Origin of the sequence: Shinella zoogloeoides (assembly GCF_003574625.1) — a bacterium.
Lineage (GTDB): Bacteria > Pseudomonadota > Alphaproteobacteria > Rhizobiales > Rhizobiaceae > Shinella > Shinella zoogloeoides_A.
Genome location: NZ_QNUJ01000005.1, coordinates 194,217 through 217,708 on the forward strand (window position 1 = coordinate 194,217; position 23,492 = coordinate 217,708).

A 23,492-nucleotide genomic window follows, 5' to 3' on the forward strand; every position below is an offset into this window, starting at 1 on the left:
CTACAGTGCGGCACGTTCGCGCGCTCTCGGCGCGTTCCCTGTTCTGCGTTCAAAGAGAAGTTCGTCGCCCGTGAAGTTCCTTCCGACCTCGTTCCGCCTGTCCCGGAAGCTGCTGATCATCGCCGCCGGCGTGCTGGTCCTGACCGGCGCCTCGGGCGCTGCCGCGATCTTCGTCGGGCGCGACGTGCTGCTCGGCCCGTCGACGGAAACGGTGTCCGGCGCCGCCTGCACGACGGTGACCACCGTGCGCCTCGAACAGGACGGCCAGCAATGGCTGCGCAAATATGTGCGCTCGGATGCCACGGACGGCGAGGTGCGCGTCAAGACGGCGCTGCGCGTCGCCGGGGCCGTCTCGAATGCCGAGGACGCCGATCTCTACCAGATCATCCTGATCGATGCCGCCGGGCCCGAATATCGCGCCGACATGCGCGGCCGGGCCATCGGCGCGGAAGTGCTCTTCGCCCGCGATCCCTCCGCCGTTCCCGGCATGAGCGCGCCCTTCGTCGCGCGCTATACGGATGGCGTGCCGGCCGCCAACGGGGAATTCTACGGCGAGCGCAAGGAGCTTTCGCTCGACGAGATCAAGACCATCGTCACGGCGATGAAGGAACGGACGGACTGCATCGACCCGAATGCGGTCGAGACGGCGGCCTCCGGCCATGGCGAGGCCAAGGAGGAAGGCGGCCATGGCGCGGAAGGCGAGCATGCCGCCGCCGAAGGCACGCACGAGGTCGCGTCCAGCGGTCACTGACCGCGCTCGTCTCTGCCGTACGGCATATTTGCCGTTGTACAGCACCACCTAACTTTGCTAGCAGAGAGCACGATTTTCACCCCATACCGGCACGCTCGTGCCGACCCTTCCCGAGAGGGGAGGGTGAGGAAAGTTGACATGCCCGATCTCCTGCTTGAACTCCGCTCCGAGGAAATTCCCGCCCGCATGCAGCGCAAGGCGGCCGGCGACCTGAAGAAGCTCGTCACCGACGCGCTCGTCGAGGCTGGCCTCACCTATGAAGGCGCGCGCGAATACTGGACGCCGCGCCGCCTGACGCTCGATATCCGCGGCCTCAACGCCCGTTCGAGTGATGTGCGCGAGGAGATCAAGGGCCCGGCAACCTCCGCCCCCGAACAGGCAATCCAGGGCTTCCTGCGCAAGGCGGGCCTCGGCTCGGTTTCCGAAGCGCATGTGCATTCCGATCCGAAGAAGGGCGATTTCTACGTCGCCCATATCGTCAAGCCGGGCCGTACGGCCGACGAGATCATCGCCGAGGTGATGCCGGGCATCATCCGCAATTTCCCCTGGCCGAAGTCGATGCGCTCGGGTGCGGCCTCTGCAAAACCCGGCGCGATTCGCTGGGTGCGTCCGCTGCAATCCATCGTCTGTACCTTCGGCTCGGAGACGGAGGAGACGCGCGTCGTGCCCTTCGAGGTCGACGGGCTTACTGCCGGCAACGTCACCTACGGCCACCGCTTCCATGCGCCCGAGGCCATCACCGTGCGCCGCTTCGAGGACTATGTCGCCAATCTGGAGAAGGCGAAGGTCGTTCTCGATGCCGAGCGCCGCAAGCAGATCATCGCGACGGATGCCAACAACATCGCCTTCGCCAGCGGCCTCGAACTGGTCGAGGACGAGGCCCTGCTGGAGGAGGTCTCCGGCCTCGTCGAATGGCCTCAGGTGCTGATGGGCACCTTCGACGAGGAGTTCCTGGCGATCCCCTCGGAGATCATCCGCCTCACCATCAAGACCAACCAGAAATGCTTCGTCACCCGCAAGCCGGGCGCCGATACGCTCTCCAACCACTTCATCCTGATCTCGAACATCGAGGCGAAGGACGGCGGCAAGGAGATCGTGCATGGCAACGGCAAGGTGGTGCGTGCCCGCCTTTCGGACGCCAAGCACTTCTGGCTGCGCGACCAGCACGACCTGCCCGACCTCGACACGCTGAAGGCCTCGGCCGAAAAGTTCGGTCTCGATCTTAAAAAGCCGCTCGACCAGCGCATGGCCAAGCTCGACGCGCTGAACGTCACCTTCCATGCCAAGCTCGGTACGCAGGGCGAACGCGTCACGCGCATCCGCAAGCTCGCTGCCGAGCTTGCGAAGGTCACCGGCGCCGATGCCGCTCTCGTCGATCGCGCCGTGGTGCTCGCCAAGGCGGACCTGCGCACGGAAGCCGTCGGCGAATTCCCGGAACTGCAGGGCATCATGGGCCGCAAATATGCGCTCCTGCAGGGCGAGGACGCCGCTGTCGCCGAAGCCATCGAAGATCATTACAAGCCGCAGGGCCCTTCCGACCGCGTGCCGGGCGGCAAGGTGGGCCTCACCGTAGCGCTCGCCGACAAGCTCGACACGCTGATCGGCTTCTGGGCCATCGACGAGAAGCCGACCGGCTCGAAGGACCCCTATGCGCTGCGCCGCGCCGCCCTCGGCGTCATTCGCATGTTGCTGGAGGGTGGCCTTCGCCTTTCGCTCGGCTCTGCCTTCGGCGCCTGGGCCGATGCGCAGGCTTATGACGGCGGCGTTCTGGTCTCCAAGCGTTATGGTGGCGGCACGCAGACCAGCGTTCTGGAGCGTGCGGCGTTTGATGAGAAATGCGCAGATCTGCTTGCCTTCTTCCATGATCGCCTGAAGGTCTATCTCCGCGACATGGGCGCGCGCCACGACCTCATCGACGCCGTGCTGACGCCGGAGGCCGACGATCTCCTGACGGTTGCCCGCCGCGTCGAGGCGCTGACGGCCTTCATCACCTCGGAGGAGGGACAGAACCTGCTCGCCGGTACCAAGCGCGCGACGCAGCTTCTCGCCTCCGAGGAGAAGAAGGGCACCGTCGTCGAGGGCGCCGTCTCGGTCGACCTTCTGAAGCTGGATGCCGAGAAGGCGCTTCACGCGGCCGTTGAAACCGCCTCGAAGGATGCGGCCGCGGCCGTCGCCGGCGAGGATTTCCGCGCGGCCATGGAAGCCCTCTCGACGCTCCGCGCGCCGGTGGACCAGTTCTTCAACGACGTCCTCGTCAATGACGAGGACCCGGCCATCCGCGCCAACCGCCTCGCGCTGCTCTCCGCCATCCGCGCGGCGACCGGCACGGTCGCGGATTTCTCCAGGATCACGGGGTAAGGGGCGGGCGCTGATGGCCGGCAGGATCCTCATCAGCGCTTGTCTTGCCGGTCTGCCGGTCCGCTACAACGGGTCGGCCAAGCCGCTCGTCCATGCGGCCGTCGACCGCTGGATGGCGGAGGGGCGGCTGGTGACGCTCTGTCCGGAGCTTGCGGGCGGCTTCCAGGTGCCGCGGCCGCCGGCGGAAATCGAGAACGGGCTCGATGGCGACGACGTGCTCGACGGACGGGCGCGGGTGCTGGAAATTTCCGGCGGGGACGTGTCCGCCGCCTATATCGACGGCGCGCGCATCGCGCTCGACGTCGCGCGAAAGAACGATTGCCGCCATGCGCTTCTGATCGACGGCAGCCCGTCCTGCGGCTCCGGTTTCGTCTATGACGGTTCGTTTTCGGGTAGCCGGCATGCCGGGCAGGGCGTGACGGCGGCGCTGTTGCGGCGCAGCGGCATTGCCGTCTATTCCGACCGCGAGGTCGACCGGCTCGTCAGCGATATGGGGGAGAGCGGCTGATACGCGTGCGCCCCTGCTTGAGGTCAGGGGCGCAGACGTCCGCTTTCGCGGATTCCTGTCAGCCTGGAGGGACTGAGAGGCAGGGCCTCCCTAATATGGGGTCAATCCAGCCGAAGTTCAAATTTTCCCGGATCAAACTCGCGTGAAGAGGCGATCGCGGCCGTTTTCGCATGCCGTGCCGCGCCTTCGTCGAGCGCGCCGGTCTGGGTGCCGGCATCCACGGTCACCGCATTCTCTTCGGTGTCCGTGCTTGCGGCCTGCGTGGTCTCTGCCGGCGCCTTGCTGACGAAGACCACGGGCGAGCCGCCCATCCAGGCTTCCGTGCGGAAGATCTTGCGCTCGCCGTTCTCCTCGCGGACCTCGACCTTCTGCGTGCCGGGCGCAATGGCGTCGACATGATAGGTCGCGGCCTTGATCTTGGGCTTCAGCGCCGGGCAGTCGCCGCACCGGATCGTCTCGATGCTGTCCGCCGAGACGGCATCCTCGACGGGACGGATCGAACCCGCAAAGGCGGGGGCGGCAAGAAGCGCGAAGGCAAGGGTCGGCAACAGGATACGCATCGACGGTTCTCCTCATCGGTGAGGGGAGAATAGCGCCCGTCGGTTACGAGCCCGTCAGGGGAAATGGTAAAATTTGATGAAACGGCGTTTTTCGCCGGTTGCCGTCAGGCCCTTTCGCGGGCGACCGCGCGCCAGCCGATGTCGCGGCGGCAGAAGCCGTTTTCCCATTTCACCCGGTCAAGCGCCGCATATGCCGCCTTTTGCGCCTCGGCGACGGTCGGCGCGACGGCGGTGACGTTCAGCACGCGCCCGCCGGTCGCCACGAGCTGGCCGTCCTTCAGCGCTGTGCCGGCATGGAACACCTTCGTCGCGGCGTCGTCGGCCGGCAGCGATAGGATCGGCGTCGCCTTCTCGTAGGCGCCGGGATAGCCCTTCGAGGCCATGACCACGGTGAGCGCGGGGTCGTTGCGCCATTCGGCGGAAACCTTGTCAAGCCGGCCGATGGCGGCAGCGTGGAGGATCGGCAGCAGGTCGCTTTCGAGCCGCATCATCAGCACTTGGCACTCCGGATCGCCGAAACGCACGTTGTATTCGATGAGCTCGGGGCCCTTGGCGGTGATCATCAGGCCGGCGAAGAGCACGCCCTGGAAGGGATGGCCGTCCGCCGCCATGCCGCGGATCGTCGGCTCGATGATCTCCTTCATCGTGCGCTCGACCATGCCGGGGGTCATCACCGGGGCCGGCGAATAGGCGCCCATGCCGCCGGTGTTCGGGCCGGTATCGCCGTCGCCGACGCGCTTGTGGTCCTGCGCGGAGGCGAGCGGCAAGGCGTTCACGCCGTCGCAAAGGCAGAAGAAGCTCGCCTCCTCGCCGTCGAGAAAGGCTTCCACGACGACTTCCGCGCCGGCCGCACCGAAAGCGCCGTCGAAGCAGTCGTCGACGGCCGCCAGAGCCTCGGGCAGCGTCATGGCGACGGTCACACCCTTGCCGGCGGCAAGCCCGTCCGCCTTGATGACGATCGGCGCGCCCTCGGCCTCGATATAGGCTTTGGCGGAGGCGGCGTCGGTGAAGCGCTGGTAGGCGCCGGTCGGGATGTCGTATTTGGCGCAGAGGTCCTTGGTGAAGCCCTTGGAGCCTTCGAGCTGGGCGGCGGCCGCCGAAGGCCCGAAGACATCGATGCCGGCCGCGCGCAGCACGTCGGCAAGGCCCGCGACGAGCGGGGCTTCCGGGCCGACGACGACGAAGGAGATGCCGTTCTCGCGGCAGAAGGCGGAGACCGCCGCATGGTCCTCGATATCGAGGGAGACCAGCGTCGCGCATTCGGCGATGCCGGGATTGCCGGGGGCGGCGTAGAGCGTGGTGAGGAGGGGCGATTGCGCCAGCTTCCAGGCAAGGGCGTGCTCGCGTCCGCCCGATCCGATCAACAGAACCTTCATGCCCGTACCCTCGACCTGATGCTTGTTGCTGGCGGGTTAAGGGGACGGGGGCGAAAGGTCAAGGGCCGCGGCGCTCGGGAGCATTGCGGCGCCCTTTTCCTCGGTGGTACGATGAAGGAATTCCCGCTCGGTGCCGGGAATTCGAACGAATCGTTTCACCTTCGAAAGCTGGCGAATGGTTAGCGAATCGGTAATGAAACGTGGCTAATGTTCGTGCAATCAAAGGTTTCGGCGCCCCGCGGCGGGTGCGCCGGCAAAGCGAGGATTGTGTCTTGAGTATCCGTTTCCCGGCCGCAATGACTGCGGCCGCCCTTCTTCTTGCGCCCATTTCCGCCCTTGCAGGCGACGGCGAGCACTTCTGGTCCGGCGACTGGTATCTGAAGGTGGGGGCCGCCGGCTTCGCCGCGCCGCGCTATGAGGGCGCCAAGGGCCATCTGTTCCAGGTCACGCCGCTGATCTCGCTCGGCAAGGCCGGCAGCACGGTGCGCTTCTCCTCGCGCAACGACAATCCCTCCTTCGCGCTGATCGACAACGGCGCTTTTCGCGCAGGGGCGACCGGCAAGCTGGTCATGCCGCGCGACGAGGATGACAGCGCCGACCTCAAGGGCCTGACGCCGGTGAAGCTGGGTGGCGAACTCGGTGCGTTCGCGGAAGCCTATCCGACGGACTGGCTGCGCGTGCGCGGCGAGGTGCGCCATGGCATCCGCAGCCACCACGGCATCGTGGCGGATGTGGCGGCCGACGCCTTCGTCGATATCACGCCGGACGTGCGCCTGTCCGCCGGTCCGCGCCTTACCGTCGCGTCGAACGACTATATGGACGCCTATTACCGGGTGAAGCCGAGCCAGGTCGCGGCCTCCGGCCTTGCCGCCTACGATCCGGGCGGCGGCATCCAGTCGGTCGGCGCGGGCGCGGCGATCACCTGGCAGGTCAATGAGAAGATCGAGACCAGCGCCTTCGCCGAATACAAGCGCCTCATGGGCCCGGCGGCGGATTCGAGCCTCGTCAAGCAGCGCGGCGAGCGCGATCAATTCCTGATCGGCGTTGCAGCCACCTACCGCTTCGATTTCACGCTGCGCTGAATCCCATCTGCGGCCATGCGCCGGCTTGACCGGGGCGTGGCCGCTTGCGATCTAGGTGCATGATCAGCACCTCCTCCGATTCCGGCCGCGTTTCCGACGCGCCTTCCGATAACTGGGTCTACCGCGTCCTGCCGCGCGGGGCCTGGCCCTATGCGCAGCTTGCCCGCTGGGACCGGCCGATCGGCTGGCAGCTGCTGATGTGGCCCTGCTTCTGGTCGGCGGCGCTGGCGGCCAATGTCGCGGCGGCGGCCGGCAGCTTCGACTGGCTGCGGTTCCTCGCGCATCTCTTGCTGTTCTTCATCGGCTCGGTCGCCATGCGCGGGGCGGGCTGCACCTATAACGACCTCGTCGACCACGATATCGACCAGGCGGTCGCCCGCACCCGCTCGCGCCCGCTGCCGTCCGGCCGCGTCACGCGCCGCCAGGCGAAGATCTTCATCGTGCTGCAGGCGCTCGTCGGCCTCGTCGTCCTCCTGCAGTTCAATCTCTTCTCCATCGGGCTCGGCGTGGCCTCGCTGCTGATCGTCGCGGTCTATCCCTTCGCCAAGCGCTTCACCGACTGGCCGCAGTTCTTCCTCGGCATGGCCTTTTCCTGGGGCGCGCTGATGGGTTGGGCGGCGGTCTTCGGCGCGCTGTCGCTCGCGCCCGTCGCGCTCTACATCGCCGCGATCGCCTGGACCATCGGCTACGACACGATCTATGCCCACCAGGACAAGGAGGACGACGCGCTGATCGGCGTGCGCTCCACCGCCCGCCTCTTCGGCGAGAAGACCCGGCAATGGCTCGTCGGCCTCTACGGCCTGACGGTGGCGCTCATCGCGCTGTCCTTCTGGCTGGCCGGCGTCGGCGTCATCGGCTGGCTCGGCCTTGCGGCCGCCGCTTTGATGCTCGCCTGGCAGATCCGATCGCTCGATATCGACGATCCGGTGCAGTGCCTTGCGCTGTTCAAGTTCAACCACGTCGTCGGCTTCGCCATCTTCCTCGCGCTGGCGGTCGCCATTCCCTTCGCCTGAGCCGGACGCGGAAAAGCCGGCCGCAGGGAACGGCCGGCTTTCCGGAGGTCAAATCGTCATCGCAGGCTCAACGGCGGGCGATGATCTCCCGGCCGTCGATCTTCATCTGGACGCCGAGCTTGCCGGTCGTGCGGCGCACCAGGAAGCGGGGGCGACGATCCGCGAAGTAGGAATGGCGGCGGCGCGGTTTCGCGGGGCGGCTGCCGACCGTCAGGTTGTCGTCGAGCGGGCGGGCGACGCCGTCGGCTTCCACCATCAGCATGGGAATGCGGTAGGCCTCGGCCCAGCTGCGCCAGTCGGCGGCGATGTCGCAGAGATCGTGCGCCACCAGAAGCGGGATGCAGAGGTCCGGGTCGTCGTGATGCAACTCGAGCGTGACGGTCACGTCGCCGTCGCCATGGTCGATGGCGCGGGCGGCGACGCCCTTGAAGGCGCGGGCCGGCAGTGCGATGGACAGCGGCAGGCCGCTGGAGGGAAGCACCTTGCGCAGCACGGCGCCGCGCTCGTCGAGGGTGATCGTGGCGTCGGTTCCCTCGGTGCGCAGCTCGAAGGTCACCTGCTGCGGGAAGCGCTTGGGATCGAGCCGGAGCGTGCTGCCGGCCCAGGCCGGCTTGGAAACGGTATTCAGCATGTCTTTCGCCCTTGTTTTCCTTGAGAGCCGGTGTCCGGTCTTCTCATCGGGACTTTGCGTCCTCTGAGGGGGAGAATAGGCGCGCCCCCTTCCATGCCGCTTAAAAATCGCGGTTAAGAAAACTTTGCAGTTCCTGATGGTTAGCAAAACCGCACGGGTCAGGGTTTAGGAGAGGTGAACGCGGGCCGGCGCATTCGAGCCATGGCCCGACAGGCCGGGACAAGCCTCGCGGGCGACAATGGCGCCGATCGGCCCCTGCGCGCGCGGCCGGTGACTGGAAGGAACGGTTTCCCGATGCTGTCGACCTATACGAGCTACAACCTCATCGCGAAGGACATGCTGAAGTCGCTGAACCGCACCGCGGCCGAGGCGACCAACGCGCGCGATGCCGATTACTACAGGGAGAATATCGGCAAGGTTTCCTCGGTCGACGAATTCCTCGACGACTACCGGCTCTATTCCTATGCCATGAAGGCCTATGGCCTGGAGGAGATGACCTATGCGAAGGCCTTCATGCGCCAGGTGCTGGACAGCGACCTGACGGATGCCAACAGCTTCGCCAACAAGCTGACGGACACGCGCTACCGCGATTTCGCCAGCGCCTTCAGCTTCACGCCCTCGACCGCGACGGCGCAGACCGAAACGCAGCTCGATTCCATCATCGGCCTCTATTCCGCCACCGCCGCCAATGCCGGCGCGGCGCTCAAGGAGGAGACCCGCTATTACAATGTCGTCATCGACACGGTGACGAGTGCCGACCAGCTCATCAACAACGACCGCCTGCGCAACTACGTGTTCACCGCCTTCGGCATCGACCCGAACACCTATTCGCGGGAGGTGGTGCGCGGGGTCCTCGGCAGCGATCCCGACGATCCGGCCAGCTATTTCAGCACCGAGTTCGGCGCCCGCGAGACGGATGCCGTGGCGGCGATCCAGGCTGCGAACAGCGAGCTGTCGACCCTTCCTTCCAACGATGCCAACAAGGCGCGGATCGCCGAGCTCAAGGCGGAAATCAGCCGGCAGAGCGCCATCATCGTCACGGCCGAGAAATATCGCGCGCTGGCGGAAGCCTACAATTTCGCCAGCGACGGGACGGCGACGGCCGGCACCGTGCAGGACGCGGACCAGAAGGCGGCCACGAACCAGCTCTACACGCTCTCCAATCCGCGCGTGACCTCCGAGGCGGCGCTGATCAACAAGGACTATTTCGAAAGCCGCATCGGCAGCGTGACGACGGCGAGCGAGCTCGTCAACGACCCGCGCCTGCTGAACTACATCAAGGTCGCCTTCGACCTCAACAAGGCGTCCGTCGTCAGCTCCACGATCGCCAATATCCTGACGAGCGACCCCGACCCGGACAACGCGACCAGCTACATCAACCTGTTCGGCGGTGCCGACAAGGCGAAATACGTCGCGCTGCGCGCCGCCTTCAACTTCCAGGAGGACGGCACGCTCGCCGCCGGCCAGGCCGCGCAGACGGCGGCGCAGACCGCCACCGCCACGAACGCCTACATGATCCATTACAACGACAAGGACGACGAGGCCGACGCGACCGCCATCAAGCAGTTCAAGAGCCAGATCGGCGCGGTGAAGACCGTGAAGGACTTCGTCGGCGAAGCCTCCATCTATAACTTTGCGTTGAAGGCCTTCGGCATCGATCCGGCGAAGGTTTCCGCCTTCACCATCAAGAAGGTGATGCAAAGCGACCTCAACGATCCCAAGAGCTATGTGTACCAGCTCAAGGACGATCGTTTCGTCCAGCTCGCCAAGGCGTTCAATTTCGGTTCGGACGGCAATATCACCGCGCCGAAGCTGGCACAGTCGGAAGCCGAAATCCTCGTCATGTCCCGCGCCTATGTGACGGTGAAATCCCGTTTCGGAACGGAGGATGACAAGAAGAAGGCGGAAGAGGAGGCCAAATATTACTCCACGCAGATGCAGAAGGTGGAGTCCGTCGAGGATTTCCTTGCCGACGACCGCCTCGTCTCCTTCGTGCTGACGGCGAACGGCATCGATCCGGAAAGCGTCGACGCCACCTTCATGCAGAAGATCTTCACCTCCGACCTCGACGACCCGAAGAGTTTCGCCAACCAGCAGGCGGACCGCGCCTATCGCAAGATCGTCGCCTCCTTCAACTTCAATGCCGAGGGCAAGGTCACGCAGCCGGACGACGCGGAGATCCAGTCGCGCCGCGGCATCTACGAGACGATCGACAGCCATGTGCAGCAGATGCTGGAGGAAGAGGCCGGCGACGACAATGCCGGCGTGCGCCTCGCGCTCTATTTCCAGCGCAAGGCCGAGACGATCACCAGCCCCTACGACATCCTCGCCGACGACGCGCTGTTCGAGGTCTTCAAGGTGATCTACCAGCTGCCCGACGAGATCGGCAGCGCCGATATCGATGCGCAGGCGGAGATGATCAAGCGCCATCTCGAGCTCAAGGACCTGCAGGACCCCGAAGCGGTTTCGAAGATGATCGTGAAGTTCTCGGTCCTCTACGACCTCGACAACCAGACGAATACCGATCCCGCCCTTTCGGTGCTGACCAGCTCCGGCTCCTCCGGCATCAGCGCCGACCTCATGATGTCGCTGGCGCAGCTGCGCCCGGGCGGGTCCTGATCAGCCGGCCACGACCTTGCCGGGATTCATGATGCCGGCGGGGTCGAAGGCGTGCTTGACCCTTCGCATCAGGTCCATCTCGATCGGCTCGCGCACGGCGGCAAGCTCGTCGCGCTTCAACTGGCCGATGCCGTGCTCGGCGGAAATCGAGCCGTGATATTTCAGCACGATGCCGTGGACGAGATGGTTGATCTCGCGCCAGCGGTCCAGGAAGGCCTGCTTGTCCGCGCCCACGGGCTGGGAAATGTTGTAGTGGATATTGCCGTCGCCCATATGGCCGAAGGAGCAGATGCGCGCGCCGGGGATCGCCGCCATCACGGCCGCATCCGCCTCGGCCATGAAATCCGGGATGGAGGAGACCGGCACGGAAACGTCGTGCTTGATCGAGCCGCCCTCGGGCTTCTGCGCCGGCGACATGCTCTCGCGCATGTGCCACAGGGCCTTGCGCTGCTCTTCGCTCGAGGCGATGACGGCGTTCTCCACCAGCCCCGCCTCGACGCCTTCGGCCAGCAGCGCCTCCATCATGCGCGTCGCCGTCTCGGCGGCGTCGGAGGTCGATATGTCGATCAGCACGTACCAGTCGTGCCGCGTCGCGAGCGGATCGCGCACGCCGGGAATGTGCCGCGTGGTGAAATCGACGCCGAGGCGCGGCATCAGCTCGAAGCCGGTGAGTGCCGTGCCGCAGCGGCTGGAGGCGCGTTCGAAAAGGGCGAGCGCGTCCTTCACCGACTTCAGGCCGGCAAAGGCGACCTCGTGGCCGAGCGGGCGGGGGAAGAGCTTCAGCACCGCGCCGGTGATGACGCCGAGCGTGCCTTCCGCGCCGATGAAGAGGTCGCGCAGGTCGTAGCCGGTATTGTCCTTCTTCAGCCGGCGAAGGCCGTTCCAGACTTCGCCGGTCGGCAGCACGACCTCGAGGCCAAGGCAGAGGTGACGCATGTTGCCATAGGCGAGCACGGCGGTGCCGCCGGCATTGGTGGAGAGGTTGCCGCCGATCTGGCAGGAACCCTCCGAGCCGAGCGACAGGGGGAAGAGCCGGTCGACGGCCTCGGCCGCCTTGTGAATCTCCGCCAGCACGCAGCCGCCGTCCGCGACGATCACGTTGCCGACCGGATCGACGTCGCGGATGCGGTTGAGGCGGGAGAGCGAGAGCACCACGTCCGCCGCCCCCTCGCGCGGCACGCTGCCGCCGACATGGCCGGTATTGCCGCCCTGCGGCACGATGGCGGTGCGCGTTTCGGTGGCGAGCGCGAGGATCGCCGAGACTTCCCGCACCGAGCCCGGCCGCAGCACCAGCGGCGATGTGCCGTGATAGAGCCCGCGGCTTTCGACGAGATAGGGAGCGATGTCCCTGTCGTCGGAGAGCGCATAGCCGGGGCCGGTGATGTCCGCGAAGCGGGCGATGAGATCGGGGGAGAGCTTTGCCTGGACCATCTTGTTTCTCTCAGTTTCTCGGGGCGGCGGCGCGCTGCAGGCGGTCGTTGATCGCTTCGCCGAGGCCGGTCGCCGGGATCGGCGAGAAGGCGATGGAGCGCGCGCCCACGGCATCGGCCTTCTTCATGTAGCCGAAGAGGTTGGTGGCGGCTTCGGCAAGGTCGCCGGCCGGGCTGAGGTCGAGCACCAGCGCGGCTTCGGCCTCGCCGGGAAGCGCCTTGCCGCCGAAACGAATGAGCACCTCGCCGGGTTTCACGTCGCTTGCGTCGAGCCGCACCGGCGCATCGGGGGCATAGTGCGAGGCGAGCATGCCGGGAGCCACGATCGTCGCGCCAGCCTTGTCGTTGCGCGTGACGGGGCGGCCGATGACGCGCTCGATCTCGGCGGCGTCGAGCCCGCCGGGCCGCAGCAGCCGGATCGTCTCGCCCTCGACCTTGAGGATGGTGGATTCGAGGCCGACTTTCGCCGCGCCGCCGTCGAGCACCAGTTCCAGCCGGTCGCCGAAATCGTCGGCGACGTGGCGGGCGGTGGTTGGGCTGATGCGGCCGGAGGTGTTGGCGCTCGGGGCGGCGAGCGGCCGGTCGAAGGCGGCGAGCAGGCGGCTGGCGATGCCGGTCGGCACGCGGATGCCGACGGTGTCGAGCCCGGCGCGGGCCAGCGGATGGATGGGGCTTTCGGGGCGGACGGGCACGACCAGCGTCAGCGGGCCGGGCCAGAAGGCTTCGGCGAGGCGGCGCGACAGCGGGTCGAAGACCGCGTGCCGCTCCGCCATGGCGAGATCCGCCATGTGGCAGATCAGCGGGTTGAAGCGCGGGCGGCCCTTCATTTCATAGATGCGGGTGATCGCCTGCGGATTGGTGGCGTCGGCGGCAAGGCCGTAGACGGTCTCCGTCGGAATGGCGACGGGCACGCCCCGCCCGAGGATTTCCACGGCGCGCGCCAGCGCCGTCTCCGCATCCGTCCGCGTATCAACGATATCCGCCATGTCGTCCTTCCGTCGCTTTCGGCTTCCTTTACAGGGCTTTGGCCGGCAATGCCAAGGCCGAAGCGCTTGGCTAAAATTCGAGCGACCGGATTAGAGCGGTCGAAAGAGCCGCCTGTTATGGAAGGCTGAGAATTCCCGCAGGCAGGTTCCCGTCCCATGGCTCAGAAGAAATCCTCGACGACCGATATCACGCTCCGGATCGCAGCGGCGATGAAGCAGATGGGCATCGACGGCCTGCCGCGCAATTACGAGCTGGTCTACGAGGCCTATGCGGGCAGCAATCCGGATCTCGTGCGCGATTTCATCGCGCTCGGCAAGTACAAGACCCAGGCGGCGCTCGACGAGCTCGGCCGCAAGTACCTGCCGCACCAGCACGAGGCGAGCGTTTTGCAGCGCTCGGCGGGCGCCATCAGCAACGAGATGAGCAACTTCATGGACCTGCTCAGCCAGGAACGGTCCTCGCTCAACGATTATGGCCGCCTGATCGGCGAGGCCTCGCAGGTCATCCGCAATGCCGGCGGCCTTGGCGAGGGCGCGCTCGGCAGCTCGCTCGAAGCCCTGCAGCGGGCGACGGAGCTGCGCGTCAGCCACACGGCGGAAATGGCGGAGAAGGTCGCCGCGCAATCGGCCGTGATGGACGGCATCCAGAAGGAGATGGCGGAATTCGAGGCGATGAAATTCGTCGATCCGCCGACGAAGCTCGGCAACCGCCGCGCCTTCAACAAGGCGCTCGCCCGCGTCTATGCCAATCCCGAGCTGCCCATGCTCTGCGGCGTGGCGATCGCCGAGGTCGATGCCGAGCGCCGCTTCACGTCCGGCCAGATCGAGGCGCTTTCGGACCATCTCGTGACCTTCTACGGCGGGCTCATCCGCCAGGCCTTCCCGGCAAGCGACCTTGCCGTGCGCTTCGACGGCCTGCGCTTCGGCTTCCTCTTCCAGACGGCGGACGAGGGCGAGGCGACGCGGCTCGTCGATCTCCTGCGCGCGGCCTTCCAGACCGTGGCGCTGCGCGATCCGCGCACCGGGCGCAATCTCGGCAACCTCACGCTGTCGACGGGGCTTTGCATGTCGGACCGGGCGGAAAGCGCGCTCGACCTGACATCCGCCTGCGAGCGGGCGCTTGCCGAGGCGAAGGCGGCGGGCGGCGACCAGACGGTCGTCTACGGCCGCGGCGACGAGGTGCCGGCCGGCAAGGAATGGATGCTCTACCGGGCGTCGTGAATGGACTACAGCGTCTGGATGACCTTGCGCAGCGCCTCGTCGCGCGCGCCGAGCATCAGCACGTTCTTCATCGCCAGCTTCGGATCGTCCGTGCGGAAGATCACGCCGTTGCCGCGCACCGTGCGGTCGATCGTGAGGCGACCTTCCTCCTGCGTCGGGGCGATGGCGACGGCGAAATACATGCGGCCGGGCTTGCGCGATATGCCGGCGAAGAACTGGTCCTCGTCGCCGATCTCGGCCAGGAAATTGGCCATGTAGAAGGCCCATTGCACGTTTTCGAATTCCGCGAAGCGGCTGTTGGCGACGGTGATGTGGCAATAGCCGAGATGCGGCGTCCCGGCCAGCGTGCGGTGGAAGACCAGCTTGGGAAAGCGGATCGACCGATGGAAGCCGTTGATGCGCTCATGGGTGATGTCGCCGGCGCGCTCCAGCTTGCGGCCGGTGCGCTCGGCCACTTCCTGGTAGCTGAGATAGCGCTTCTCGCTCGGGCTCCAGGCGATGCTCCGGTCGATGCGGCCGGTGCGCAGGAACTCCGTGTGCACGGCGGATCGGGGCGGATTGGCCCGCTTGAAGGCGACGGCGTCGTAGTACCGGAATTTCGTCTGCTGCACGCCTCGGGCACTCCATCCACGCGTCCTGTCCGGCAAAAGTTTATGGAAACGTCGTTAAGTATTTGTTTCAACCCGCGACGTCGCAAACCCGTAAGGAATATGGTCGCAATATGACAAGGGTCGTCGCTCCGGTGCCGGTGGGTCGAAAGAGCGGGAAAAGCTCCCGGATTTGAAGCCTATCCATATGAGATATCAGGTGAAATAGAGGCCGGAGGTATCGATCTCCATGGTTGTGGCCTGTCGTCAAATCAAGAGGCCGTGTCGTTTTCCGGCATGCCGTTCGGGCGTAGTTGCGCTTAGATAGGTCTACTCAAGGCGTCACCCTCGGCAGAGGGCGCGAAAATTGGGAAGCCGGTTGAATTCCGGCGCTGCCCCCGCAACGGTGTTGGAGGCGTGGAGAGGCCGACGGAGGAGGAACCCGGAAGGCGCCGCGACAGTCCCGAAAGGACGCTCCTCAGCCCGGAAACCAGCCTGGAGGAACGATCGTGACGGCTGCGGCGGGCGGCCGGGAAGCGTGCAGTTCCGGGCCTGGCGCCCGGGGGCCGTCTCCTTCCGTACGCCTCGGCGAATTTGGATATCTGAGGATCCCGGCATGGACATTCGCAGCGACGTGCTCCGCAAGCTCAAGAACCGGCGCGAAGGCTACAGCCTCGAGCAGGCCTTCTACACCGACCCCGATTACTACAAGCTCGACCTGGAGACGATCTGGTACCGCGACTGGCTGTTCGTCGGCCACGATTGCGAGATCCCGAAGGCCGGCAACTATTTCACCGTGCAGGTCGGCGACTATCCCGTCGTCATCACCCGCGACCGCGCTGGCACCGTGCGCGCGCTGCACAATGCCTGCCGCCATCGCGGCTCGCGCGTCTGCTCGCAGCACAGGGGCAGCGCCGCCAAGCTCGTCTGTCCCTATCACCAGTGGACCTATGAACTCGACGGTTCGCTGCTCTTCGCCCGCCACATGGACGAGAATTTCGACAAGAGCGAGCATGGCCTGAAGCCGGTCCATTGCCAGACGGTCGGCGGCTACATCTTCATCTGTCTCGCCGAGGAAGCGCCGGACTTCGCGCCCTTCGTCTCGCTCGTCGAGCCCTATATCGCCCGCCACCGTCTCGGCGAGACGAAGATCGCCTTCGAAAGCACCATCGTCGAGAAGGGCAACTGGAAGCTCGTCTGGGAGAACAACCGCGAGTGCTACCACTGCGCGGCCAACCATCCGGAGCTCTGCCGCACCTATCCGGAAGCGCCGAGCGCGACCGGCGTGCAGGGCGCGCAGGACGATCCGGAAATCTCCGGCCACTGGGCCAAGTGCGAGGCCGCCGGCCTGCCGAGCCAGTTCCGCATGTCGCCGACCGGCCAGTTCCGCGCCGCGCGCATGCCGCTCATCCAGGACGCCGAGAGCTACACCATGTCCGGCGCCCGCGCCGTGCAGCGCCCGCTCTCCAGCGACGTTCTGGAAAGCCATATCGGCGCGCTGCTGCTCTTCCACTATCCGACGACTTGGAACCACGTTCTGGCCGACCATGCCATCACCTTCCGCGTGCTGCCGCTCGGTCCCGAACTGACCCAGGTCACGACCAAGTGGCTGGTCAACAAGGATGCGGTGGAAGGCGTCGACTACCGTCTCGACGAGCTCACCCATGTCTGGACCGAGACCAACGACCAGGACCGCCGGATCGTCGAGGAAAACGCCTTCGGCATCCGCTCCCCGGCCTACGAGCCCGGCCCGTACTCGCCCGTCGACGAAGGCGGCGTCATGCAGTTCGTCGAATGGTATTCGAACTTCATGGTCGACCGGCTCGACGGCTCGAAGCAGACGCTCTCGCGGGTAGCATGACATGAGTGCCAGCCACTTCCGCCACTTCGACGAACTCCATCCGTGGAACGACCGGCAGAACCTGCTGGAATGCATCGCCGCCACGGTGGAGACGGCGGACGTGATGACATTCACCTTCCGCTCCGATCGCGACAACTGGTTCCGGTATCTGCCGGGCCAGTTCGTCACGCTCGAACTGCCGGTCTCGGAAGACGAGCCGGTAATGCGGACCTATACGCTGTCCTCGACGCCCTCCCGCCCCTATGCCGTCTCCGTGACGGTGAAGGCGCAGAAGAACTCGATCGGCACGCGCTGGATGTTCGACAATCTGCGCCCCGGCGTGAAGCTGAAGGCCTTCGGGCCGCTCGGCGACTTCTCCTTCGTGCGCCATCCGGGCGAGAAATACCTCTTCATCTCCGCCGGCTCCGGCATCACGCCGATGATGTCGATGACGCGCTGGATGGCCGATTGTGCGCCGCAGTCCGACGTCGCCTTCGTCACCTGCGCCCGCAAGCCGGAGGATCTCCTGTTCAAGGGGGAGCTCGAATATATCGCCGCGCACATGCCGCAGCTCTCGCTCGGCTTCGTCGTCGAGGGACATAACCCGCGCGACGGCTGGCACGGGCTGCGCGGCCGCATCGATGCGGCGCGGCTGACGCTGATGGCGCCCGATTTCCGCGAGCGCACCATCTTCTGCTGCGGGCCGGAGCCCTTCATGCGCGGCGTTCGCGACATGCTGAAGGTCTGCGGCTTCGACATGGAGCGCTACCACGAGGAGAGCTTCCAGCCGGCCGCCGCGCCCGCCCCGGAAGAGATCGCCATCCGCGCCGGCGCCGGCGAGGCGGAGGTGGATGCCGACGCGGTCGCCACCATCACCTTCACCATGGCCGGCAAGGAAGCCAAATGCCCACCCGGCCAGACCATCCTGCAGACGGCCCGCGCGGCGGGCGTGCGCATCGGCGCGGCCTGCGAGGGCGGCCTGTGCGGCACCTGCCGCGTCATGAAGGTCTCGGGCGAAGTCGACATGCGCCACAATGGCGGCATTCTCGATGACGAGATCGAGGAGGGCTATATCCTCGCTTGCTGCTCGCGGCCCATCGGGGATGTCTCCATCGAGGCGTGAGGCCGCGCTTCCTCTTCCATCGGCGTGGTCATGCCGTGCGGATGGATGCTCGGGTCGAGCCCGAGCATGACGAAGGAGAAGGGACAGGGCGTCGTTAAGCAAGAAGGCCGCGGAGCAACCCGCGGCCTTTTTCGTTATGAAGACGCTCTCTTGCGGTGAGCCTCGCCTCACTCACTGCCGTCATCCTCGGGCTCGACCCGAGGATCCACGTCACGAGCGAGGCCATGCCGTGGGGATGCATGGTCGGGTCAAGCTCGACTATGACGAAGGGGAGGACGCGTCCTCCCTTCCGCAACGAAGCGTGTCAGTCCGCCTTCGCCCGGCGCGCCGGGAAGAGGATGACGTCGCGGATCGACGGCGCGTTGGTCAACAGCATGATCAGGCGGTCGACGCCGATGCCGAGGCCGCCGGCGGGCGGCATGCCCTGGTCGATGGCGTCGAGGAACTCGTCATCGAGCTGCTTGGCCTTCTCGCCGCGGGCATGGGCCTGCTCAAGCTGCTCGACCATGCGGGCGCGCTGCTCTTCCGGGTCGTTCAGCTCGGAGAAAGCGTTGCCGAGTTCCCAGGTGTTGCAATAGGTCTCGAAACGCTCGACGAGGCGCGGCTCGCCCGGCACTTCCTTGGCGAAGGGCGAGATGTCCTTCGGGAAATGCGTGACGTGGCTCGGCTGGATCAGCGCCGGCTCGACCTTCTCCTCGAAAATGAAGGCGAGGCATTCGCCCCAGGTCCAGTCCTTCTCGATCTCGAAGCCGGCGGCCCTGGCGGCGGCGCGGGCTTCCTCGTCCGTCTTGATGGCGAGGAAGTCGATGCCGGTTACTTCCTTCACCGCATCGGGCATCGGCACGCGCTTGAACGGACCCTTGAAGGAGATTTCCTTGTCGCCATAGGCGAATTCGGTCGAGCCGTGGATCTTCACCGCAAGCTCGGCGAACAGGCGTTCCACGAGGTCCATGATGTCCTCGTAGTCGGCATAGGCCCAGTAGCACTCCATCATCGTGAATTCGGGATTGTGCCTTGTCGACACGCCCTCGTTACGGAAGTTGCGGTTGATCTCGAACACCTTGTCGGTGAGGCCGGAGACCAGCGTGCGCTTGAGGAACAGTTCCGGCGCGATGCGCAGGAACATGTCCAGCTTCAGCGTGTTGTGGTGCGTCTTGAAGGGCTCGGCCGTCGCGCCGCCATAGACCGAATGCAGCATGGGCGTCTCGACTTCCATGAAGCCGTCGTTCTCCATGAAGCGGCGGATGCCGGAAACGATCTTCGAGCGCTGCTGGAAGCGGAGCTTGGACTCCTCGTTGCTCATGATATCGAGGTGGCGCTTGCGATAGCGGATCTCGATGTCGGCAATGCCATTCCACTTCTCCGGCATGGGAAGAAGCGACTTCGTCAGCATGACGATCTCATGGGCATTGATCGTCAGCTCGCCGCGCTTGGTGCGGCGCACCGCGCCGGTCACGCCGATAATGTCGCCGAGGTCGATCATCGGCAGCAGGTTGCGGGCCTCCTCCGGCGTCGTGTCCTTGTGGCTGAAGATCTGGATCTTGCCCGAGGCGTCATGGATATCCATGAACATGCCGGAATTGCGCGAGGAATAGACGCGGCCGGCGACGGTCACGATGTCGCCGCTCTCCGTGTCGAGCTCCAGGCCCTCGTATTTTTCCGCAAGCTCCGCATTGGTCATCGTGCGGTGGAAATGCGCCGGATAGACGTCGCCGATCGTCTCGCGCAGCTGGGCGAGCTTCTGGCGGCGGACTTCCGTCGGATCGGAGGAGAGGGCGGTTTCTGTCTTGTCGTTCATTCTTGTTCGTTCCTTACTTTCCGCTGCCGACCATGGAGGCCACGACCTGCGCGGCGACCTTCAGGCGCTGGCGCACGACGGAGCGGCCAAGGATGGCCATCGAGTCGAAGAGCGGCAGCGAGCGCGACGAGCCGGAGACGGCGACGAAGAGCGGGGCCACCACGACCTTGAGCTTCTTGCCGAGCCGGTCGGCGCTTGCGCGCAGTTCCGCCTCGATGCTCTCGACGGTCCATTCCGGCATCTTTTCGAGGTCCGGCTGCACCTGGTTCAGCACTTCGAGGATTTCTTCCGGCGTCGACTTCACCTTGGCGAAGGCCTCCGGCGTCAGGCCGAGGTCCGACTTCAAGAGGAAGCCGGCAAGGTCCGGCAGCTCGCCGAGCTTGGAAATGCGCGACTGCGACAGCTTGAGGCCGTCGCGGATGCGGTTGTTCTCCATCGCCCATTCCAGCACGCGCTGCATGAAGTCTTCTTCGGTGAGCTGCTCGCGCAGCCAGCGGCCGTTCAGCCAGTCGAGCTTCTGGATGTCGAAGATCGCGCCGGCCTTGGAAAGGTTCTCCGGGTCGAACTTTTCGGCGAGCTGATCCATGGTCAGCAGTTCTTCGCCTTCGGAGATCTGGATGAAGAACAGGCCGAGGAAGTTCATCAGCGCTTCCGGCAGGTAGCCGAGCGCCGAATAGTAGGAGATCGAGGTCGGGTTCTTGCGTTTCGAGAGTTTCGACTTGTCGTGATTGCGCATCAGCGACAGGTGCATGAAGACCGGCGGCTCGAGGCCGAGATATTGATAGATGAGGATGTGCTTGGGCACCGAGGCGAGCCATTCCTCGCCGCGCGCCACATGGGTGATCTTCATCAGGTGGTCGTCGACCACGTTCGCCATGTGGTAGGTCGGCATGCCGTCGGCCTTCAGCAGAACCTGCATGTCGACCGCATCCCACGGAATCTCCACCGGGCCGTAGACGCCGTCGACGAACTTGCACGAGCCTTCGGTGGGGATCTTCATGCGCACGACATGCGGCTCGCCGGCGTCGACGCGCTTCGTCACTTCCTCGGCGGAAAGGTGGAGGCACAGGCCATCGTATTTCGGCGGCTTGCCGGCGGCGCGCTGCGCCTCGCGCATCTGCTCCAGCCGCTCGGGCGTGCAGAAACACTTGAAGCCGTGGCCGTTGGCGACGATCTTGTCGACATAGGGACGGTAGATATCCTTGCGGTCGGACTGGCGATAGGGACCGTAGGGGCCGCCGATATCGGGGCCTTCCGACCATTCCAGGCCACACCATTTCAGCGCGTCCAGCACCTTCTGCTCGAATTCCGGCGTCGAACGCGTGGCGTCCGTGTCCTCGATGCGCAGGATGAAGGTGCCGTTGTTCTTCTTGGCGAAGAGGTAGTTGAACAGCGCGATATAGGCGGTGCCGACATGCGGCTCGCCGGTCGGAGAGGGTGCGATGCGGACGCGAACGCCGGAAGTGCTCATGGTTGGGCCTGTCTTGACATTTCAGGAGGGGAGAGCCCGGTTTTTCGCCGTTTCGAATGGCGGCAAAAGGCTATCCATTGGGCTGGGTGAGACCATATTCAGCCCGGCGCGTCAAGAAAAACTCGGGCCCGGCTACTGCACCGGCCAGACGTAGAGCAGTGTCGGTACGCTGACGATGACGATGAGGACGGAGAGCGGCAGGCCGACGCGCGGATAGTCGGCGAACTTGTAGCCGCCCGGGCCCATGACCAGCGTGTTGCACTGGTGGCCGACGGGGGTGAGGAAGTCGCAGCCCGCGCCGATCGCCACGGCCATCAGGAAGGCCTCTGGCCTGTAGTGCAGGGCTCCTGCGAAGCTCGCCGCGATGGGCGCCATCACCAGCACCGTCGCGGCATTGTTGAGGAAGGGCGTCACCGCCATCGCGGTCAGCAGGATGAGAGTGAGCGCGCCGAAGGGCGGCAGATGCACGGCGATGTCGCCGAGCCAGCCGGCGATGAGTTCGCTGGCGCCCGTCGTGCGCAGGCTGTCGGAAACGGGGATGAGCGCGGCCAGCATGACGAGGATCGGCCCGTCCAGCGCCGCATAGGCCTCGCGCAGCGGCACGGCGCGGAACAGCACCATGGCAACGGCGGCGGCGAAGAAGCCGGTGGCGACCGGCACGAGGCCGAGCGCGGTGGAGGCCATGGCGGCGATCAGCACCAGGACGGGGATGATCGCCTTGCGCGGCGCGCCGAGCAGGATCTCGCGCTGGGCGAGGGGGAGCAGGCCGAGTTCAGGCAGCAGCGTCGGCAGCGCCCGGTTGTTGCCCTGCACCACGATCACGTCGCCGGGGCGAAGGCGCACCTCGGAAAGCTTTTCGCGCAGGCGCTGGCCCTGCCGGCTGACGGCGAGCAGGTTGATGCCGTAGGAATGGAACAGCGCGATGGAGCGCGCGGAAATGTCGATGAGGCGGGACTCGTTGCCGACGACGACCTCGATGGCGCTGATCTCGCCGGCCTCGCCGCGCCCGGCACGGATCGGCTGGCCGGAGAGCGTCAGGCCGGCGGTGGAGACGACCTTGTCGAGGGCGCTCGCGGTGCCTTCCATGAGGATCGTGTCGTTCGCCATGAGGCGCACGTCCGGCAGGGGCGTCAGATGCACATGGCCGCGGATGATCGAGGTCGCGATCACGTCGCCGTCGCCGTTGCGCAGCACCTCGTTGAGCGACTTGCCGATGGCGGGCGAGCCTTCCACCACCGTCGCGTCGGAGGAATAGGCGGCCGCTTCCAGCGATTCCTCGATGCTGGCGTTCTTGTTGGTGCGCTCGGGCACGATGCGGTTGAAGAACAGCATGAAGAGGATGCCGCAGACCGTCAGCGTCGCGCCGACCGGCGTGAAGTCGAACATGGTGAAGCTCTCGCCGCCGATCTCCTGGCGAAGGCGCGAGACGACGATGTTGGGCGAGGTGCCGATCTGCGTCATCAGGCCGCCGAGGAGGGCGGCGAAGGCCATCGGCATCAGGAACTTCGAGGCGGGCGTGCCGGATTTGCGGGCAAACTGGAAGGCGAGCGGCATCATGATGGCGAGCGCGCCGATATTCTTGATGAAGGCCGAGAGCACCGCGACGGAGACCAGCAGCAGGGCGAGCTGGCTGCGCTTGGAGGTGAGGTTCGGGAAGAAGCGCTTGACCGCGAGGTTGACGATGCCGGAGCGGGCGACCGCCGCGCTCACCATCAGCGCGCTGCCGACGATGATGACGATATCGTCGGAAAAGCCGGAAAACGCCTTGTCGAAGGGCACGATGCCGACGGCGAGCGCCAGCAGCAGCGAACAGCAGGCGACGAGATCGTAGCGGAACCTTCCCCATATGAACGCCGCCATCATGAGCCCGATGACGACGAAGGCGGAGGTCTGCTCAAGGGTCATATGTCAGTCCGTGCGGCGGGGTGAGGCGCGGCATGAATTCCCTTGAGGCCCTGCCGGTTCCGCTGCGATCAGCGCAACCGTCCAAAACTTTCGCGGAACAATCCACCCGTCCGAAGATTTGCCAAGAGAAGGCGGGCCGTGTCAACCGGACACGACGGAGATGGAGAACACGGGGATTTTTCCGGTTTCTCCCCGTGGCCGACGAAACGGCAGGCGAGCTCCCAACCCGTCCG

Annotated in this window: 18 protein-coding genes and 1 riboswitch; of the genes, 9 read left to right on the plus strand and 9 right to left on the minus strand. The window is 65.8% G+C overall.

All coding sequences use genetic code 11. The features are described 5' to 3' along the window. Window positions 1–70: 70 nt before the first annotated feature. The 3 genes from DSD28_RS11705 (at window position 71) to DSD28_RS11715 (ending at window position 3,617) form a co-directional block, all read left to right on the plus strand. Complete coding sequence (locus DSD28_RS11705) at window positions 71–751, plus strand: hypothetical protein (protein ID WP_119256577.1); 681 nt, start codon at window positions 71–73, stop codon at window positions 749–751. Window positions 752–889: 138 nt separating this feature from the next. Then, window positions 890–3,109: a glycine--tRNA ligase subunit beta gene (glyS, locus tag DSD28_RS11710; protein ID WP_119256578.1), complete on the plus strand. Its 2,220-nt coding sequence runs from the start codon at window positions 890–892 to the stop codon at window positions 3,107–3,109. A gap of 13 nt (window positions 3,110–3,122) precedes the next feature. After that, complete coding sequence (locus tag DSD28_RS11715) at window positions 3,123–3,617, plus strand: DUF523 domain-containing protein (RefSeq protein WP_119256579.1); 495 nt, start codon at window positions 3,123–3,125, stop codon at window positions 3,615–3,617. Window positions 3,618–3,718: 101 nt separating this feature from the next. Here the strand turns inward: DSD28_RS11715 and DSD28_RS11720 are convergent, their stop codons facing one another. Together DSD28_RS11720 and purD are read right to left on the minus strand one after the other, a co-directional pair. Continuing rightward, complete coding sequence (locus DSD28_RS11720) at window positions 3,719–4,177, minus strand: plant virulence effector HPE1-like domain-containing protein (protein ID WP_119256580.1); 459 nt, start codon at window positions 4,175–4,177, stop codon at window positions 3,719–3,721. 104 nt (window positions 4,178–4,281) lie between these two features. Then, entirely contained in the window at window positions 4,282–5,553 is a 1,272-nt protein-coding gene (gene purD, locus DSD28_RS11725; protein WP_119256581.1) for a phosphoribosylamine--glycine ligase, read from the minus strand. A 296-nt stretch (window positions 5,554–5,849) separates the two neighbouring features. On the opposite strand from purD, the gene DSD28_RS11730 reads away from it, so the two are divergent. After that, entirely contained in the window at window positions 5,850–6,635 is a 786-nt protein-coding gene (locus DSD28_RS11730; protein WP_119256582.1) for a MipA/OmpV family protein, read from the plus strand. A gap of 59 nt (window positions 6,636–6,694) precedes the next feature. Next, a complete protein-coding gene (gene ubiA, locus DSD28_RS11735) occupies window positions 6,695–7,648 on the plus strand; it encodes a 4-hydroxybenzoate octaprenyltransferase (RefSeq protein ID WP_119256583.1) in 954 nt (317 codons plus the stop codon). Between the two features lie 67 nt (window positions 7,649–7,715). On the opposite strand, the gene DSD28_RS11740 is transcribed toward ubiA, so the two are convergent. After that, entirely contained in the window at window positions 7,716–8,279 is a 564-nt protein-coding gene (locus DSD28_RS11740) for a DUF6101 family protein (RefSeq protein ID WP_119256584.1), read from the minus strand. Between the two features lie 294 nt (window positions 8,280–8,573). On the opposite strand from DSD28_RS11740, the gene DSD28_RS11745 reads away from it, so the two are divergent. After that, window positions 8,574–10,898 (plus strand): DUF1217 domain-containing protein, encoded by a 2,325-nt coding sequence (locus tag DSD28_RS11745; protein ID WP_119256585.1) that lies wholly within the window; start codon window positions 8,574–8,576, stop codon window positions 10,896–10,898. On the opposite strand, the gene DSD28_RS11750 is transcribed toward DSD28_RS11745, so the two are convergent. After that, window positions 10,899–12,329 carry an FAD-binding oxidoreductase gene (locus tag DSD28_RS11750; protein ID WP_119256586.1) on the minus strand — a complete coding sequence of 477 codons (1,431 nt, stop codon included), beginning with the start codon at window positions 12,327–12,329 and terminating at the stop codon, window positions 10,899–10,901. It abuts the gene before it with no gap. Window positions 12,330–12,339: 10 nt separating this feature from the next. Then, window positions 12,340–13,314 (minus strand): L-threonylcarbamoyladenylate synthase, encoded by a 975-nt coding sequence (locus DSD28_RS11755; protein WP_119256587.1) that lies wholly within the window; start codon window positions 13,312–13,314, stop codon window positions 12,340–12,342. 156 nt (window positions 13,315–13,470) lie between these two features. On the opposite strand from DSD28_RS11755, the gene DSD28_RS11760 reads away from it, so the two are divergent. Beyond that, entirely contained in the window at window positions 13,471–14,535 is a 1,065-nt protein-coding gene (locus DSD28_RS11760) for a diguanylate cyclase domain-containing protein (RefSeq protein ID WP_119256588.1), read from the plus strand. 5 nt (window positions 14,536–14,540) lie between these two features. On the opposite strand, the gene DSD28_RS11765 is transcribed toward DSD28_RS11760, so the two are convergent. Then, a complete protein-coding gene (locus DSD28_RS11765) occupies window positions 14,541–15,146 on the minus strand; it encodes a DUF6656 family protein (RefSeq protein WP_119256589.1) in 606 nt (201 codons plus the stop codon). A gap of 296 nt (window positions 15,147–15,442) precedes the next feature. Next, window positions 15,443–15,635: riboswitch (cobalamin riboswitch) on the plus strand. A 103-nt stretch (window positions 15,636–15,738) separates the two neighbouring features. Between DSD28_RS11765 and DSD28_RS11770 the strand changes: the two genes are divergently transcribed. Beyond that, window positions 15,739–16,983 (plus strand): aromatic ring-hydroxylating oxygenase subunit alpha, encoded by a 1,245-nt coding sequence (locus DSD28_RS11770; RefSeq protein ID WP_119256590.1) that lies wholly within the window; start codon window positions 15,739–15,741, stop codon window positions 16,981–16,983. 1 nt (window position 16,984) lies between these two features. Continuing rightward, entirely contained in the window at window positions 16,985–18,085 is a 1,101-nt protein-coding gene (locus DSD28_RS11775) for a hybrid-cluster NAD(P)-dependent oxidoreductase (protein WP_119256591.1), read from the plus strand. Between the two features lie 304 nt (window positions 18,086–18,389). Here the strand turns inward: DSD28_RS11775 and lysS are convergent, their stop codons facing one another. The 3 genes from lysS to DSD28_RS11790 form a co-directional block, all read right to left on the minus strand. Further along, window positions 18,390–19,883 carry a lysine--tRNA ligase gene (gene lysS, locus DSD28_RS11780; protein WP_119256592.1) on the minus strand — a complete coding sequence of 498 codons (1,494 nt, stop codon included), beginning with the start codon at window positions 19,881–19,883 and terminating at the stop codon, window positions 18,390–18,392. A gap of 13 nt (window positions 19,884–19,896) precedes the next feature. Continuing rightward, window positions 19,897–21,354 carry a glutamate--tRNA ligase gene (gltX, locus tag DSD28_RS11785; RefSeq protein ID WP_119256593.1) on the minus strand — a complete coding sequence of 486 codons (1,458 nt, stop codon included), beginning with the start codon at window positions 21,352–21,354 and terminating at the stop codon, window positions 19,897–19,899. A 132-nt stretch (window positions 21,355–21,486) separates the two neighbouring features. After that, window positions 21,487–23,259 carry an SLC13 family permease gene (locus DSD28_RS11790; protein ID WP_119256594.1) on the minus strand — a complete coding sequence of 591 codons (1,773 nt, stop codon included), beginning with the start codon at window positions 23,257–23,259 and terminating at the stop codon, window positions 21,487–21,489. Window positions 23,260–23,492 lie beyond the last annotated feature (233 nt).

Bases quoted from the DNA above. Each gene is read 5' to 3' on its own strand.
- glyS (WP_119256578.1), top strand. From the start codon at position 890: ATGCCCGATCTCCTGCTTGAACTCCGCTCCGAGGAAATTCCCGCCCGC.
- DSD28_RS11715 (WP_119256579.1), top strand. From the start codon at position 3,123: ATGGCCGGCAGGATCCTCATCAGCGCTTGTCTTGCCGGTCTGCCGGTC.
- DSD28_RS11720 (WP_119256580.1), bottom strand. From the start codon at position 4,177: ATGCGTATCCTGTTGCCGACCCTTGCCTTCGCGCTTCTTGCCGCCCCC.
- purD (WP_119256581.1), bottom strand. From the start codon at position 5,553: ATGAAGGTTCTGTTGATCGGATCGGGCGGACGCGAGCACGCCCTTGCC.
- DSD28_RS11730 (WP_119256582.1), top strand. From the start codon at position 5,850: ATGACTGCGGCCGCCCTTCTTCTTGCGCCCATTTCCGCCCTTGCAGGC.
- ubiA (WP_119256583.1), top strand. From the start codon at position 6,695: ATGATCAGCACCTCCTCCGATTCCGGCCGCGTTTCCGACGCGCCTTCC.
- DSD28_RS11740 (WP_119256584.1), bottom strand. From the start codon at position 8,279: ATGCTGAATACCGTTTCCAAGCCGGCCTGGGCCGGCAGCACGCTCCGG.
- DSD28_RS11745 (WP_119256585.1), top strand. From the start codon at position 8,574: ATGCTGTCGACCTATACGAGCTACAACCTCATCGCGAAGGACATGCTG.
- DSD28_RS11750 (WP_119256586.1), bottom strand. From the start codon at position 12,329: ATGGTCCAGGCAAAGCTCTCCCCCGATCTCATCGCCCGCTTCGCGGAC.
- DSD28_RS11755 (WP_119256587.1), bottom strand. From the start codon at position 13,314: ATGGCGGATATCGTTGATACGCGGACGGATGCGGAGACGGCGCTGGCG.
- DSD28_RS11760 (WP_119256588.1), top strand. From the start codon at position 13,471: ATGGCTCAGAAGAAATCCTCGACGACCGATATCACGCTCCGGATCGCA.
- DSD28_RS11770 (WP_119256590.1), top strand. From the start codon at position 15,739: ATGGACATTCGCAGCGACGTGCTCCGCAAGCTCAAGAACCGGCGCGAA.
- DSD28_RS11775 (WP_119256591.1), top strand. From the start codon at position 16,985: ATGAGTGCCAGCCACTTCCGCCACTTCGACGAACTCCATCCGTGGAAC.
- lysS (WP_119256592.1), bottom strand. From the start codon at position 19,883: ATGAACGACAAGACAGAAACCGCCCTCTCCTCCGATCCGACGGAAGTC.
- gltX (WP_119256593.1), bottom strand. From the start codon at position 21,354: ATGAGCACTTCCGGCGTTCGCGTCCGCATCGCACCCTCTCCGACCGGC.
- DSD28_RS11790 (WP_119256594.1), bottom strand. From the start codon at position 23,259: ATGACCCTTGAGCAGACCTCCGCCTTCGTCGTCATCGGGCTCATGATG.